The following is a 16,608-nucleotide window of genomic DNA, read 5'->3' on the forward strand; positions in this document are numbered from 1 at the left end:
CAGCTGGGGCTTGACAACAACGGCCGCTTGATTACATTTCTACTCCCTGTAAGCCATAATCTTGCAGGGAGTTTTATTAATTACGAAATCTAAAAAAGCATTAATTGCTGGGGCGGTTTTTCGGTGGAGACACGCTTTTTGCCATGAAAAACCAGCATTTTGCCGAATTGATGCTCGGTTACGGCAAGAAATCTGATCTGGCCGCCCGGGGGTAAGAGCGGTTTTAGTCTGCTGCTTATCGATTTGGATTTTTCTTCGCTACTGCAATATCGGGCATAAACCGAAAATTGAAGCATGGCAAAGCCCTCTTTGAGCAAGGAAGTCCTGAAACGGCTGTATTCCCGGCGTGCTTTGCGTGTTGTTACCGGAAGATCAAAAAAGGTAAATAACCACATAGCCCTGAAGGGAGATAAATTCCTTCTCTCAGTCATAATTTATGGCCGGAATCATTAGTTTCCGGCAATTGCCCAAATAAACGGATGCCAGGGAAGAGGAATACCTCGATATGGCATCGAATATATTCCGGGATTCTTTCCCTATTAACAAATTTGCGTTCATGATATTTTCCAAAAGCACCTTTTTCGCATCATTGTTCAAAGGCGTGTCAGGTCCCCAAATATCTATTGCTCGCCAAACAGCCCGATCTGCAAGCGGCCTGAGGGGCTCCATCAGGTCATCGGCCAGACAAAAGGGATTATAGCGGTTATGATGATGGACGCCAAGAGTGGGGTGCAATCCGGATGCACAAATAGCTCGACAGACAATACCTCGCATGATTGCATAGCCATAATTCAGTAGTCTATTGATCCCGTCATTTGACCCCGGGATTCGCCGAAAGGAGTCCCCGAAAAGCGCGGGCCAATAGCGTCTTGAGGCCTGAGCCTCAAAATTGTTTGGATCTCCAGATCGGACCTTTTTGGTCATTACAACCAGACCATGGTCATCACCTTTCAGGGATTTTAGCAACTCGCCCTGCGCGATGATCTTGGCTTTTATGATTTGCATCCAAATTCTTTTTTTTGTGGGGAGTTGAACTGCGGCCTGAGCGGCAAAGCGTTCGGCCTGAACTGAATTATCTGCCAGGGGCATTAAAAGACCAACCGGCAAACGCTTTTCATTGCAGATAATAATGGTTCCTGATTCGGCGCATATTCCCGCAAGAACGGCCTGAGTGCAATTTATTACAGGATTGGACAGTATTAAAACAGCCAAATCCTCAAGCGGAACGGAATGAGTCCGGTCCGGGTGTTTAATTATTAGCTGATCATATCGGACACTGAGGGCGGCCGGTTCCTCCGAAAGATCGATAATTCGTTTGTCCGTCATACCGGACAATATTATCGACATATCGTCCGTTACACTTTAATCCTGCTGTCTATTAATCATTTGCGTCTCTTATTTGACCAAGCGGTGTGATACATATTTTCCTGCAATTTTTCTTTCGCAATGGTTCTGGCAAAGCCGTGAATCCCTTTTTCCCGATATTCTTCAAGGGTCTGGCATCATTAATGGGAACAAATCGAATATTAGAAGTATCTTTTTCAATCGATCTGACAACATATAGTTTCTTTTTGCCATTGGGGGTATCCAATTCAATAACCTCTCCATTAGATAGAGAGAATTTGAAGGCTCTATTATCACCGAATTCTCTTTGTATTATTGGTTGACCGTTTAGTTTTCGTTGATAGGCTTCCATCAGAGTCACCACGTGACCTTCCCATTTAACCCTGTCGCTTTTCGGGAATTTAATTTCAACGATTTCCATATGATGGTTTGATGCTGTTTGGACATACCTGATACTATTCAAACCTCCGATAGGGGTAGTCTGTCGATTATCACGTATTCTGACTTTGTGAATCGGGATAATCCGTCCATCGCCTCCAGTTATAACAGGATGATTTTCCGGTGATGCAAAGGCCTTTTTGGGGTCATCGATATCGAGTTCCTGAAGTTTGCTCAGGACAGCATAACGGATTGTCGGATCAATGATATTTTCGATATCCTTTATGGAGAGATTATCTACCCGGGTCCGGATATGGACATATGTTTTTCCATTGCTGTCTGTTCGCGGTTTTCCATAGAGAGTTTCTTTATGAAGCGGACCTCTGACTTTTTTTGATACACTGTGCGAAACAATGACATCCTTTATTTTGCCTTCTACTTCGGCAAAAAAACCATCCCATGGTTGAGGAACTGATTTGAACAGGCGATGTGTATAAGAAATCGATCGTTGAGAGGCCTGACTGAGAATCTTAATGGTGGCTTGGTCAGTCAATGCCACCGCAATGGCATCGACAGCGTGGTGGCGATGATCATCACGAGTTTTACCGGGGCCATCACTAAGGATTTTATTAAGTCCCCATTCGTTTCTAAGAAATGCTGTAATCTGACCGCTGGTTGCCATGACTCGACGTTTCCCGGAAGAATCAATACCATCGGAGTTGGTCCCGCCAAAGAGGAGACCAAGATACCTTTTAGCCCATTTGGAGGCCCAGCGCGTATCATTGAGCTGGCGATTGGTAAACTCGCTTAAAAGGCCGTCAACTTCTTTGGGCGGCATTAAGAAACGACGCAATTTTATCCGTGCCATATCACCTTTAAAATTCTCGACTCGGCTAATTATATCATCCCATTTATCAATGTTATGATATGCCTCAAACGGCGTTCTTTTGTGTTTTGTATTCCGATTTTCCTCTGCCCAGCAGAGTGTTTTATTCACATAGGAATTATCAAGACAGCGATCAAAAGGGATGATATGTTCAATATCGAATTGAGGATGGTCACCGACAAGTGATGTAATACTTATTGCTCTTCCTGTATACGGACATTCCCAATTACATTCGCTTGCCAATTGGACCTTCAATATATCGGTTGCGGTTGGATTACTTATTGACGTTTCTTCCATTATTTTTTGAGCCGCGTTTTCTCTATCTCTTTCATTGAGTCGCATTTTCTTCCATTTATTCTGTCTTTGTGTGGCTGATTGGCGAAGATCGCGAGCCAATTCAATCCGAATATAATCCGGTTTGCCATATTCCCTGATAATAGCGTTTATGGTTTTTCGCAATTCAGTCAGCGATCGTTCGACAATGGGATTGCGAAGTTCCGGGAGGAAATCGGACTTGACGGGAGGTAGATTATTCATATCGAGGTCGATTCTCTCAAACCTTTCAGGATAACATTCTTTAATTGCCGATGGGAGAGGGAAATCTTCCATTAGGTATGGAAGGAGTCTTTTTAATGCCCGCTGAGAGAAATTACAGTAGCCACTTTCCAAGCGAATTTCAGCCGCATTTTGAGCCTCTTCTTCGGATAAGGCCCAAAATTCCATGAGCCTGTTTTTCAGGGTGGAATCTTTTTCGATACAACGGAAATCATCAACCAAAGCGACACGCCGATCCTCACTTAAACTCAGCCATTTATCCATTCCGATAATCTTGATAATACTGGCAACGGTGCGATTACCGGGGATTTTTTTCTCTCCGCCAAGTTCCAGGTTGAATTTGTCGAACTTATTTAGCCCAAGAAGCTTTCGGATTTTTGGAAATGTTTGATCCCCAGCGTATTCCAAAGCTTCAATCAGTAGTTTTCGTTCTTCTTTTGAAAGGGACCTATCGGTGAATTTTGATGATTCCTGTATGCGAAGATTGTTGATCGACTGAAGATACCTGAACCTCTGAGAAACAATCAATCCCCATGCCGCTCTTCTGCATCCTGTTTCCAACTCGCATTTGCCCACCAGGCCTTTCTGGCTTTTAAGCGGCCGCTGATAGAAAACGGCGTGATAAATCATCTTCTTTATTTCGTCAGTAAGCAGTTCGGGATAGAACCTTTTCTGGCTCTCCCAGATAGCATGAAATTCTTCCATATACATTTTGCGAGAAGTATATCGAGTTCTGATGCGGCTCTCTTTTGGATTTAATTTTGAGAAATATTCTCCCAAAGTCCGGCAGTCAGTTTTTTTGATTGAATCGGCCAATTCAGATATTTCACCCTTGATTCCCTTTTCTTCGTCTTCCTGTTTAGGCGCTGATTTTCTATTGCTAAGGAACCCTCTCCGCTGGGCAAGATGGTAAAAAACACGTCCAATTTCGAACTTATCCAATTTTTCTTCCAACGCTTTGGCTCTAATTAGATATGGCGAACCAAGTTGTAGATCCAACTCCGTAAATAAGAGCTGGCGTTGACCCGAGTCTTTAATATTGCCATCGGGAAGCAATCCCGATTTTTGGAGAAGGAAGGCCAATTTTCTCAGGCGTCTCGATGTGCGTTCTGTCATCCGTCTCCTGGAACGGGCCTCGCGCCGCTCGAGATTTCGGGATTTACCTCGGCCATCCTGCTCGAGGCTGTCGAGACCGGCCTCAAAGACTCTGACCCCGACTCCAAGAATAGACGGATTGGATTTTGATTGATTAATCATGGCCCAGCCGACAGAATTGGACCCCAGATCAATCCCCAGGATCCTGAGCCCGGATGATTTGTTTTTCATTTAAAACTCCTTGACAAGTCTATCGACTTTGGATATATATATTATGAATGTAATCAAGCGGCGGTTGTCTGTCAACCCTCAGTAAGAGACAACTGTCTCGTAGGTTTTGGCTCTACGGAGCCGCCACGCCCGTCCAGAACGGGCGTTTTTTATAGGTCTCGGCCGTGTTCCAATCCGCCTAAGTAATTGATAAACGGTAGAGTATCGGGTGTGAGTGAAGAAATTATATTATGAATCCAATTATAGAATTGACAATAACTTATGGGGGAGTCTATATTTATTTAAACTGATCTACCATTGAAACATATGAATGAAATAATTACAAATAAAGAAATATTTTGTCCATTAAAAGTTGTCTTCCTTGTCCTGATAATATTGAATATTTTTCATACCGATCTTTATGCAATTGACAAATTTAACATCGAATCTGATGTCGATACATCCTACTTGCCGTATTATATAGAATTGTCCGATCTCAATGACTGGGGAGCAAAATCGAAAATAATATATAATCCAATTCATGTCTATAAACCGGCCATAAGCAGTACACAAAGTGGCTGTTATATCAGGGTGTCAAATCCTTCCCTTAATTATCCGAGACCAGCCACTTTTTCGATGGTAGATGCAAGGGAATCAATCAGACTGATTGACGATGATTCAATTGATTTAATAGTAAATGATTGGTCATTTTATAACGATTCAAATCTTGGATTTGGCATTATTACTGGCGGGGGAACCCGGAATGACTCCGCCTTTGTGTTTAAAATAAATCCGGAAATTGAAGAACCGCCTGAACTATTATTTCTGCAGAGCGAAAGCGACCATAATGGTGATGGCTTTTGGGACGCTTCTTTGATTGTCCTGCTAATAGACGACTATGACTACGATGGGATTCATGAGATCTTTATTTATATTGACCCGAAAGATGAAATGTTTACGCGCACGTTATATTGTATAGAACTTGAAAAATTTAAAATAGAATGGAAAATACCGGTTGCATTAATACTGGATCATGGAAGATTATTTAGCTTAGAAGATTCGCTTAATCCGGGAATTATTATTCATGGTTATAATCCAAAGAATGACATAAACGATGACAATTTTAACGATCAGTATTCATATATTGCAATGATTAATGCCAAAGGCGAAATCATTTACTCGAAGATTGTAGCATTTGAACATTTTAGCTGTAGCTTGATACCTTCAGAACAAAAAGGAGTGTTCTATTTACCACATCAAGTTGAACTTGAAACAATTTCTGACACCTTGGAATATACTGACAACAAATATTATTTATCCAAGATAACAAAGCAGGGAGAAGTTCTAAAAACCATTTCTCTTTCGATGAAACCGAATAAAATATGGTTGATGCCCTATCGTGATGCCAGGAATAAAGCTCTATTTGTTCAGAATAACGCTTTCACTGTATTTATATTTAATTCAGAATTAGAGCCAATAGCTGAGGCTCAAGCACCCAGGGTTATCACATATTTCGGCACAATCAGATTACCGTCAAGCGATGAAGATGCGCTGTTTTTCCGGGATGGAATTTATGATTTTAGTCTAAAGAAGTTATTACATTTATCACAGGGTTGCGCCAATTATTATGAACCCCTGATTTATGATCGGCATAATAGTGTTACCGATATAGTTTTAGGCGGCGGGAATTGTTGGTGTATCGGTAGTATTAAGAAAAAACCTCTTTCGAAAATACTATCAATCGTTTTTGTTAATAACAAAGATTATTTTCTGGTAATCATGACAGGGACAATTGTGGCTCTATATTTTGTTAATTTTTATAGGAGGAAAACGAAATCCAATTTGATCCTGATAAAAAAGCAAAAAAATGAACTGGAAAAGATGCACCAGGAGCTGAAAGACGCTCAGCAAAAAATAATTGAACAGGAGAAATATAAACAGGCAAAAGATATCGCAGGTGGATTTGCGCATGAAATAAGAAATGCTCTTTACCCGGTTGACATTATCATTGCCAAATTAAAAATGTCGGATGATATCGGGAAAATCGAGGAAAATAAACTCCGGGAATATCTGAAAAGTATAGACATCTCTATTGGAAAGGCCGTTGATCTGACCGAGTTGATATCCCAGTACACTAAGCTTGATTCCCAATATATTCCGGAAAGAGTTAATCTCGATGCTGTTATCAAGGAAGTAATAAATAGTAACAGGTCATTGATTGATAATTCCGGTATATCTCTTGAATATGATAACACCCAGGAGTATGTTGTTATCAGTAATCATAAACAACTCGCAATTGTACTCAATAACCTGTTATTGAATTGCATTGATGCCCTTTCCAATAATTCTGAACCGGCAATTAATATTGGCATTGGTTCAGATTATGATTTTATCGAGTTGCATTTCAGGGACAATGGCATTGGGATAGAATCGGATAAGATTGACAGGATATTTGAGGCTTTTTATTCAACAAAACCGGATAAAGGCAAAGGCATAGGCCTTTCATTGAGTAAGAAGATTGTTGAAATGTATGGCGGAATAATAATGGTGGAAAGCGGAAAGGATAAGGGGACAACTTTTGTAATTAGATTAAAAAGGCATAGTGATGAAGGTTAAAATATTGATTGTCGACGATAATGAAGAGGGATTGAAATGGCTAAAAGAGTATTTTTGCGATGAATATCATGTTCTAATAGCTCGATCAGGTGATGAGGCCATAGAAATCGCCAAAGAAAATTTAGATATTGCTGTTGTTATTATGGATATTAAGATGCCCGGAATGGATGGGTTAGAGGCTGGCCGACATATTAGAGAAATACTTCCAAAGACTCGTTTGATTTTACATACCGGTTTTCCTGGAGAATATGACGAGGATGAAATCGATAGAAAAGAAAAGCCGTTTGATTATATTCAAAAGGGCAGATCGGCAACTGAGCTAAAGCGTTCAGTAAAAAATGCATCTGAATCATTTCAATCAGACAACAATAAAATAAATTTGCTTCTTCAGGCGGAGTCGTCTTTTAAAATTGTCGGTAGATCAAATGTAATGATGGCCGTCTTTGAATTCATCAATAAGTTTGGTCCAACAAATAATAATGTATTAATTACCGGAGAATCCGGAACTGGAAAAGAGCTGGTCGCCCAGGCAATACATAATCTAAGCAATAGGGGAAAATTGGTTATATATCAATGCAGTTCCAAGGATCGGGCTCAGGTTGAATCGGAACTATTTGGCCACAACAGGGATGCCTTCAGCAATGCCGGAGAAAGAACCGGATACTTTGAATATGCTGATGGTGGCACACTGTTTCTTGATGAAATCGGCGATCTGGATTTGACCACACAGGCTAAAATTCTCCGTGTGGTTGAATATAAAACCTATATCAAAATAGGCGCCCCCATGGAACGGAAGGCCGACATTAGAATAATTTGTGCCACCAATAATAATTTGGAAAAAATGGTTGAAGAAAAATCTTTCCGATTTGATCTGTATCAAAGACTAAATGGATTAAGTGTTAATTTTGCCTCCTTTAAGAAATAGAAAAGAGGACATTCCTTTTCTTATTCAAAAATTCAGTTCCGATTATACCAATGAAAATTGTATGTCAACACGGTTTTTCGATCAGACCGCGATTAGCCGCTTAATAAAATATGATTGGCCTGGAAATGTAAGGGAATTAAAAAATAGAGTCAAAGAGCTTATAATTAACTCTGATTCCGAGTTAATTATAGGAAGCGATGTCGAGAAAATATTGGCCAATAAAGCCAACCTTGAAACAGACAACAAAAAACTGGCAGTCAGGATGAAAAGATATGAAAAGACCTGTATTATTGAGGCTCTTCATGAGGCGAATTATAATATTGCCAGGGCGGCTGATATCCTATCAATAGAACGCTCCAATCTTCACAAGAAAATTAAATATCATGATATCGAAATATCATTATTAAAAAATAGCGACACTAATTGAGTGTGTGTTTTATTTTCACTTTGATTTTATTTCAAAAGTGTCTTCTTTGCCACGCCTGAATTAGAATCCATTCGTAACATATTAATTTTCATTGAATTATGTCCGTCCCAAATTGTGGCACGGCAATTGCAATTCTAATCCCCAAACCAATAATAAAATAATCAAGTTTAATAAAAAGCGGGGATGGAGAAGGGAGGAGACCTTATCTAACCGGAACCTGATTACCAACGATATAAAAATAACAATCTAATCGGAGGATGTATGAAAGTAGCCATAATAATATCGATTTTTTTCATGCTCGCGATGTTTATTTCTTTGCCAGCTATAGCAAGTCTGTCAATTGGGACTATGCATCCCGATGGGAATAACAAGCATTTGATATGTGTAACTGAAAATAATCCGGAGCATGTTCATTGGTCACCCGACTTAACCAAAGTAACTTACTTTTCCAATATAGGTGCTGACGGATATCAGGAAATTTATTTGTACGACATCAATCAGGGCATAACATGTCAGTTGACTGATTATAATGAATCCTACGCTCAGGCGTCATCCAGATTTTATGATAATTCGACAATTTGGTATCGATATCATCAATCAAGCGGGAATATTTCCGAATATCGTGATATTTCTTTTAACGGATGCAATGTGATGAAGACTTCAACATTATTCACTCAGACTGAATGGAATCATTTGGCAAATTTCGACTTGTCAGATAACTATATCTGTTTTGGGGTGCAAATGGGGAGCAATGGGAATACAGAAGAAATATTTCTTACCCCCAAAGACAACATCCCGGATTATACCCAATTAACTACCAATTCATTACCCGACAGATCACCAGATATTTCCGCAGACGAAACAAAAATAGTCTACTTGCACGCATATGGAGCAGGTAGAACGGATAATATATTCGTTATGGACATTGATGGGGCTAATAAAACTCAGCTCACATTTGTGCCGGATGGATCGGTATATGGGCCTCATCTTGAAAAGCCGTTGTGGTCGCCAAACGGGACCCAAATCTGCTATTCATATCATGATGGTTCTCAGTGGGATATTTATATAATGGACAGTGATGGAACTAATGCCGTAAATATCACCAACACCGTTGATTTTGACGAAAGAGTTTGGGATTGGAACAATGATGAGATTCTATTTACTACGGATGGTTTCGTTCCAGGAATGTTGGCCTATTATTCATTTGAAGAAAACGCAAATGATCAAACTGGAAATGGTTTTGATGGGGTAATAAATGGTGATGTTTCTTATGGCGAGGGTGCTTGCGGAGTTGGAGCATATTTTGATGGGGAGGGGGATTATATTGAGATTCCTGCAGAAGGAGTGCTTTCCTTCGATGCTGCTACCGACTCGTACACAATATCACTATGGTTCAAGGCGACATCTTTAATACCTGGATGCGATTATTGCGATTATATTCTTATTAAAGATCGAAATCCAGAAAATTATGAGTCTCAAAGTTACGGCATTAGTATTGACCTTCATAATCCGGATAGTCTTCAATTAATCGCCAATATATGGGATAAAGTGCCCAATATGAATTGGGTCGTCAAAAGTGGATTTGAAACAGAGATTAACAGGCCTTATCATATAACAGAGGTAGTTAAGGCCGGCATTTCGCATGAACTATATATTAATGGTCATTTGATCGATAGTCTTGATATTACTGGAATTGGACATACTGACGAGAATGACGGGTCAATTACAGTTGGTGCTGGCTGGTATCCTAATGGATGGCAGTATTTTACGGGTATGATCGATGAGATTAGGATTTATAATTTTGCTCTTTCAGAAGAGGAAATTGATAGCATTTACGGATTATGCAATCCCGATTCCCTCTTCATCACATCAATTGAATCCTGCTTGAATAGTGATGGGACATTTGAGATTCCGGTTAAAATTAAAAACAAGACTGAAATCACAGGTTATAATATCCCGATTATTTATGATTATGCTAATGCAACTTATTTTGGGTATTCACTCGAAGGAACATTGTGCGAAGGCTGGACAGGCGATGATACGGTGTTAAGTGAGAATCAGTTCGTTCTTGGATTTATAGATGGGATGGGGATGAATTCAATTCCACCGGAGAGCGATGATATTCTGATCAATCTTATTTTCCGGAGTAATGATCCGACCAGTGAAATTTGTGAATTCGATCTGGTGCTGGACACGACATTATCGGATGATGTCAATTACCATCTGGCCTTTTCCGATGCTGCTGTCCCGCCGAAGGAATATGTTCCAGCCGTTAAAATCGATACATCCTATATTGACAATTATATTCCGGGAGATGTTAATCGTTCCGGTGGAGTAAATATTCTCGATGCCACAACATTTATATGCTATTTATATAAGGATTGCCCGGAGCCGGTCTGCCCGAAGGCCGGTGATCCCAATGGTGATTGCGCCACCAATATCCTCGATGTGACCTATCTGATCAACTATCTCTATCGCGGTGGCCCAGCACCGGTGTGCGGATGCGTTGGGGAAGGATCGGTGGAGAAAACGGCAGTAGTGATGTTGGGGACAATTGAAACCTTCTATGATAATGGCAAAACTTATATATCGCTCAATTCCCCGATAGATATAATGGCAGTTGAATTCGGTTTAATCACCGAAACCCAAGAATCTTTGAATATCCGCAACTTGGCTAATGGGATGGAGCTTTATTATCGGCAGGAGGAGAATCGAGTTCGAGGCTGTCTGGTGGATATCAGTGGAAAAACCATGATTAAAGCCGGTTCGGCCCGTGTGCTGGAGCTTGATGGCATGGTTGAGTTAACTCACGTTCTCGGTTCGGATATAAAGGCTCAGGGGGTCGGATTCGCCATTGCCAATCATCCGGCTAATGACATGTTACCTATGGAATATACGCTCAGCCAGAACCACCCTAATCCCTTTAACCCGGTAACGGAGATTGAATTCAGTCTGCCGAAATCGGGAGATGTCAGCCTGGCGGTTTATGATATCCTGGGACGGAAAGTCGAAACGCTGGTTGACGACTATCTCGAGGCTGGCAACCATACGGCGGTCTGGGATGCCTCGAGACAGGCGTCCGGGATTTATTTTTATCGGCTGATAGCCGGTGAATTCAAAGAAACGAGGAAGATGACTTTGATTAAATAGACGGGGGGAACGAAATCGATCTGACTGTTTTTGGCTGATCGATTTTGACCTTCAAGCCCGGGGGTGCGGTGCTCTCACCTCCGGGCAAATTATATAGCAGGGAGAAGAAATGGCTGTAAGCATAATAAAGATTATAACTTCATCGATTTGAAATATCTATAGTATAAAGATAAATATGATGATAATACCGACAATGTCGATCTGGCACTAAATGTTGGATTCTCATATTAAATAGAAATGGCATTGCATTCATTATACCTTTGAAGTGATCAAGTTCAGGTAAATGCATGCCGAGAATGTTAATATGAAAGAATTTCAAGTTCTTATCGGTGAATCCGAGCCATTGATGGTTGAGCTTCTTGGCGAACTTATTGAGGATGTCGTTGGTAAAGAATCCGCGATAACAATTTATAACTCTGCCTATTTGGATGAACTAAGGGAATTCGCTGATCAGATTGATTTCAAGATTTTCATTCTAACGGTGAATAATATCATGTTAAGGTCAACAATATTGCCATATGAGGAACGCGTACATAAAGTCCTTGAACTGGTTAGTGAAATAAAAGCCAAATATGGAGTTCCCATTATTATTATGGGAGTCGAGTATCTATTGACTGATGAGGTCATGAAATCGGATGCCGACGCGATTGTGAAAACTCCATTTAAACTCGATTATTTTAAAGAGAAATTGGCAAATCTTCTTCAGGATTGCAGAGTCTAAGTTGTATTTACAAAAGAATTTAAGGCGGTTTCCCCCAAAAAGGCTCGAAGGTCTTCAACAGGTGGTCCGGGTTGTTTGGACAGTTTGGCGGCTTAATTAAGGTGGATTCGGTTTATAGGAAAACCAGTTTGATTGCCTTCTATTTTAAAATCGATTATCAGACTAGATTGCTTTGGTCGTGAGAAATTGTCTTGCTACAGACAATTCAAATACTCCTTTAAACTACCCAGTGGTCAAGACAGTAGCATCAATCTTATAAAAATGATCCTTTTGGATTTCAATATTCCTGTTTTTTGTGAAGCCTTAAATGATATGATCGGCTAATGTGATTGTCAATTTTATGAATATCAAACAGTGGTTTGTGTGACTGAAGTTTTCCGTGTATTTCGCACCCCATCTCAAGCCGTTTTATTTGTCCAAACCAGGCTAATCCTTATACAAGGGGGAGGATAGGATGGCGCTCTTATTTTTTTTGAATTGGCTCGGAATAAACATGGCTGAATACTTGGCGACAGGCATATCGGTCACCGCATACTACCCTTGAAGACCGGAAGACCTCTCCGGGTGTGACCTCCGGTGTTTCACTTCAATTGGAAATATTGGTTGCAATAATAATCCTCTTCAGTATATTATGGAATAAGGGTTCTCTTTTATCTTATCGCAATACATTGGCCAAAAAGCAAGAATACGAATCTGAATATAATTTCTTGTAGAATTCATCATTTCGACCAAGGGAGGCCCCAACATGTTACCAAGCAAATTTCCAAGCCCGATTGCGTTATTAATTCCATTTGCAACCTTTATTTTGATACTCCTCGGAACTGGAGCATTGACTGCAGAATCGGGGGAGATAACGACACATGGAACCTCCGGCGATTTCTCCGCATCCAGGGCTCTATACCCGGCCGAGAGTAATCTTATCGAAGTCATGTTCAGGCCCCAATTCAAAATCCGTTTGCGCAAGGGGCGACTGGTTGACAGTAACTCACGACCCATCAATGGATTGGATGGCATTTTGGGGGACCTTGATGCCTTCGAATGGTCAAGAATTTGTCTGCTTCCGGAAGCGCGCTTCGATGAATTTCAGGCCAGGGGTCAGGCCAAAAGCGGCCGGACGCTTTACAACCTGAACAATATTTATCGGCTTGCCTTTTCTGGAAAAATCGACATCCAGGAATTATGCCGAAAACTCGGTGAGTTAACGGAGGTTATGTCGGCGCGGCCGGTACCTTTACCGCCGCCCTTACCAGCGGTGGGTAATTATGAAACATCGCAATATTATTTGAATCCGGCCAGTTCATCCCCATCGGGGATAGATGCCGAATTCTCATGGACTCAGCCCGGAGGAACCGGGGCCGGAGTGACCATATGCGATATCGAATATGGTTGGAATTACTCCCATGCCGATATAGCCAAGGCCCAGAATTCCCAGATTAATCCTGAGCCTATTGCTTTGCCACCGGGCGAGACTGATGATCACGGCACCGCTGTCCTAGGCATTCTTGTCTCCGATAACAACGGTTGGGGCACCACCGGGCTTTGCTACGGCGCCGATATAAAGACGTGCGGAGCCTATTATGGCGATCCCTTATCCTTTAATCCCGCGGGTGCCATAGCCTACGCCATCGACAGCTTGTCAACCGGAGATATTATTCTCCTGGAATTGCAGTGGGATTATGGAGACCCCAATACAACTCATACTGATTTCATTCCCATCGAATGGTACGGCGATTATTATCCCGATTCCCAGTCATATAATGCCGTTTATGCAGCCATAGAAAATGCCGTAGCCAATGGAATCCACGTGGTTGAGGCCGGCGGTAACGGCGGGGCTCCCACGGCCAACAGCGGCTATAATACTGGTAGTTTGAACTGGTATGGGCATTCCGGTGCGGTAATTGTCGGGGCAGGAGGGGCGTACGCCGGGGGAACCTATCCCCAGGGAAATCTGGAACGAATATATTGGTCAAGTTATGGCCCTCGCTATGATCTCCAGGGAGGAGGCGAAGATGTGGTTACTACCGGTTACGGATATCTATACAGCACCGGCGGTAAAGATTCCCTTTATACCAACATTTTCGCCGGCACTTCCAGTGCCTCGCCGATGGTGGCTGGCGCCATTGCCTGTTGTATGAGTTATAGCCTGAATCAGGGATGGAGTATTGATTCTTTGAACCCGGCCAAAATCCGCGATGTCCTCTGGTCTACCGGAACTCCACAGGTCATGGGACCGACCGGATATATAGGTCCGCGCCCCAACCTGAAAAAAGCCTTCGACAGCCTGAGTTCTTTCACCGATGCCACTTTCTGGGCCTTAAGAAACACTACCCGGGGTACTTATGGTATCGCCTGGGGCGATTACGATAACGATGACGACCTTGATTTCTATGTTTCTAATTACTTCAGCCCCAACAACCTTTATCAAAATGACGGGAATGGTAATTTTACCGAGGTTGCTTCTTCTCCTATTAATGACAGCGATCCCGGTACCGGTGTCGCCTGGGGCGATTATGATAACGACGGCTATCTTGATATCTATAATGTAAAACTCAGTATCGGCGGCAGTCTTCGTCCCAACAAACTCTTTCACAATAATGGCAACGGTACCTTCAGTGACGTTACGCCCGCAGTCCTTGCCGATACCGGGTTTTCCTACGGTTTGGGCTGGGCCGATTATGATCTCGATGGTGATATAGACTTGTTTTTTACCAACGATAATTATTACGGGACAGGCAATAAACTGATGCGAAACGATGGCGGCGGTAATTTTACCGATGTAACCTCATCGGCTTTGCCGCCCACTGGCGATTATAGCCATAGTATGGCCTGGGGGGATTATGATAATGACGGTTATCCCGATATATATATCACCAAGTATGGTGCAAGCCGTCCCAATTTGCTTCTGAGGAATAACGGCAACGGCACATTTTCGGATGTCACCGCGGCACCACTGAATATCACCGACGCCAGCTATGGACTCGGTTGGGGGGATTATGATAACGATGGTTATCTTGATCTGTTTGTCGCCTGTCGGAAGTATAGTAATCATCTTCTGCATAACAACGGCAACGGGACATTTACCGATGTAACTTCGGGACCTCTTGCCGGACCCGACTCAACGGTTGATGTCGTGTGGGGCGATTATGATAACGACATGGATCTTGATTTGTATCTGGTTAACAATAAGGCCGCGAATAAGCTCTTTCGTAACGATGGTGGCGGGGCTTTTACGGATATTACCGTATCCAGCCTGGCTCTTATCGATACTCTGGATAATACCAGCGCCGCCTGTGGTGACTATGATGCCGATGGGGATCTCGATCTGGTGATTGGCGCTTACCAGCAATTCGGAAATAGTCTACTTAAGAATCGGATCGGAGCCAATAATCACTGGTTGCATGTCAATCTTGTGGGAACCAACGCCAACAGGTTCGGTATTGGTGCCAGAGTTAGAGTGGTCGCCGGAAGTATCTCGCAAATTGACGAAATTTCCGGAGGATCTAATCTGTACTCCCAGAATTCATTAACGGCTGAATTCGGTCTTGGCTCTTACACTGTGGCCGATACGGTGGAAATTAATTGGCCGACAACAGCCCAATCAATCACAGTTAAAACAAACGTAAATGCCAACCAGGTAATAACTGTGTATGAAGTTGCCTCTTATGTATGTGGCGATGCCAATGGCGGCGGATCAGTTAATATTCTTGATGTCACCTATCTGATAAATTATCTGTATAAATCGGGTCCAGCTCCAGAGCCGCAGGAAGCTGGAGATGCTAACGGAAATGGAGCGGTCAATATTCTGGATGTGACCTATTTGATAAGTTATCTTTATAAGAGTGGACCGGAACCAATATGTCCATAAGCCTATTAGATTTCCGGTGATTTTTCTAATTCATTTTTTTTATTTTCTTTTAAGCCAGAAATCGAATGATCGGCCGGGAACAAAAATATCCAGTCCGATTGAGATTTTATCAAGGGGATTTTTCACGATATGAGTCTCATTACCCGGCAGATACGCGGTATCACCTTCACCCAGCTCCTGAGTATCATCGGGAGTGATAATGATTATTTTTCCTTTCAGAACGACCAGAACCTGAGCGCTCGGATGATTGTGCTCCGGCGACGTGTGACCGGGAGGTTTGATAAAATACTCGATAGAGATATCTTTTTGATTACAAAGGCTGACCCGTTTCCAATCATTTTCCGGTTCGTATGATTCTCCTTCGTTCAGACGGATGACATGCATAATTAATCCCCCTTATACTTTGATATTGTTTTTCTCCGGATATGCAACAACA

At 42.0% G+C, this 16,608-nt stretch carries 10 protein-coding genes; 6 read left to right on the plus strand and 4 right to left on the minus strand.

What is annotated here, in order from left to right; genetic code table 11:
• Positions 1-89: 89 nt before the first annotated feature.
• The 3 genes from cas2 to cas9 are packed head-to-tail and all read right to left on the minus strand — an operon-like array spanning position 90 to position 4,489.
• Complete coding sequence (gene cas2 / locus JXQ28_09985; GenBank protein ID MBN2278063.1) at positions 90-431, minus strand: CRISPR-associated endonuclease Cas2; 342 nt, start codon at positions 429-431, stop codon at positions 90-92.
• Positions 424-1,347 (minus strand): type II CRISPR-associated endonuclease Cas1, encoded by a 924-nt coding sequence (gene cas1 / locus JXQ28_09990; GenBank protein ID MBN2278064.1) that lies wholly within the window; start codon positions 1,345-1,347, stop codon positions 424-426. Before cas1 ends, cas2 begins: the two co-directional genes overlap by 8 nt.
• A 31-nt stretch (positions 1,348-1,378) precedes the next feature.
• A complete protein-coding gene (cas9, locus tag JXQ28_09995; protein ID MBN2278065.1) occupies positions 1,379-4,489 on the minus strand; it encodes a type II CRISPR RNA-guided endonuclease Cas9 in 3,111 nt (1,036 codons plus the stop codon).
• Between the two features lie 306 nt (positions 4,490-4,795).
• Here cas9 and JXQ28_10000 point away from each other — a divergent pair, with 306 nt between their 5' ends.
• The 6 genes from JXQ28_10000 (at position 4,796) to JXQ28_10025 (ending at position 16,172) form a co-directional block, all read left to right on the plus strand.
• On the plus strand, positions 4,796-7,084 hold the full coding sequence (locus tag JXQ28_10000; GenBank protein ID MBN2278066.1) for a HAMP domain-containing histidine kinase: 2,289 nt from the start codon (positions 4,796-4,798) through the stop codon (positions 7,082-7,084).
• On the plus strand, positions 7,074-8,009 hold the full coding sequence (locus tag JXQ28_10005; GenBank protein ID MBN2278067.1) for a sigma-54-dependent Fis family transcriptional regulator: 936 nt from the start codon (positions 7,074-7,076) through the stop codon (positions 8,007-8,009). The genes JXQ28_10000 and JXQ28_10005 overlap by 11 nt, the downstream gene beginning before the upstream one ends.
• Positions 8,010-8,070: 61 nt before the next feature.
• Entirely contained in the window at positions 8,071-8,436 is a 366-nt protein-coding gene (locus tag JXQ28_10010; protein ID MBN2278068.1) for a hypothetical protein, read from the plus strand.
• Positions 8,437-8,697: 261 nt separating this feature from the next.
• Positions 8,698-11,586: a T9SS type A sorting domain-containing protein gene (locus JXQ28_10015; protein MBN2278069.1), complete on the plus strand. Its 2,889-nt coding sequence runs from the start codon at positions 8,698-8,700 to the stop codon at positions 11,584-11,586.
• A 304-nt stretch (positions 11,587-11,890) separates the two neighbouring features.
• The gene (locus JXQ28_10020; protein ID MBN2278070.1) at positions 11,891-12,307 is read left to right on the plus strand and encodes a hypothetical protein; all 417 of its coding nucleotides are present in this window, start codon (positions 11,891-11,893) and stop codon (positions 12,305-12,307) included.
• A gap of 829 nt (positions 12,308-13,136) precedes the next feature.
• Complete coding sequence (locus tag JXQ28_10025; protein MBN2278071.1) at positions 13,137-16,172, plus strand: VCBS repeat-containing protein; 3,036 nt, start codon at positions 13,137-13,139, stop codon at positions 16,170-16,172.
• Between the two features lie 39 nt (positions 16,173-16,211).
• Here the strand turns inward: JXQ28_10025 and JXQ28_10030 are convergent, their stop codons facing one another.
• Entirely contained in the window at positions 16,212-16,556 is a 345-nt protein-coding gene (locus tag JXQ28_10030; protein ID MBN2278072.1) for a cupin domain-containing protein, read from the minus strand.
• Positions 16,557-16,608: the final 52 nt, after the last annotated feature.

Source organism: Candidatus Zixiibacteriota bacterium, assembly GCA_016933955.1.
In the GTDB taxonomy this organism is placed as follows: domain Bacteria; phylum Zixibacteria; class MSB-5A5; order GN15; family PGXB01; genus JAFGTT01.

Excerpts from the sequence above, each read along its gene's own strand:
- cas2 (MBN2278063.1), bottom strand. The coding sequence starts at position 431 with ATGACTGAGAGAAGGAATTTATCTCCCTTCAGGGCTATGTGGTTATTT.
- cas1 (MBN2278064.1), bottom strand. The coding sequence starts at position 1,347 with ATGTCGATAATATTGTCCGGTATGACGGACAAACGAATTATCGATCTT.
- cas9 (MBN2278065.1), bottom strand. The coding sequence starts at position 4,489 with ATGAAAAACAAATCATCCGGGCTCAGGATCCTGGGGATTGATCTGGGG.
- JXQ28_10000 (MBN2278066.1), top strand. The coding sequence starts at position 4,796 with ATGAATGAAATAATTACAAATAAAGAAATATTTTGTCCATTAAAAGTT.
- JXQ28_10005 (MBN2278067.1), top strand. The coding sequence starts at position 7,074 with ATGAAGGTTAAAATATTGATTGTCGACGATAATGAAGAGGGATTGAAA.
- JXQ28_10010 (MBN2278068.1), top strand. The coding sequence starts at position 8,071 with ATGTCAACACGGTTTTTCGATCAGACCGCGATTAGCCGCTTAATAAAA.
- JXQ28_10015 (MBN2278069.1), top strand. The coding sequence starts at position 8,698 with ATGAAAGTAGCCATAATAATATCGATTTTTTTCATGCTCGCGATGTTT.
- JXQ28_10020 (MBN2278070.1), top strand. The coding sequence starts at position 11,891 with ATGAAAGAATTTCAAGTTCTTATCGGTGAATCCGAGCCATTGATGGTT.
- JXQ28_10030 (MBN2278072.1), bottom strand. The coding sequence starts at position 16,556 with ATGCATGTCATCCGTCTGAACGAAGGAGAATCATACGAACCGGAAAAT.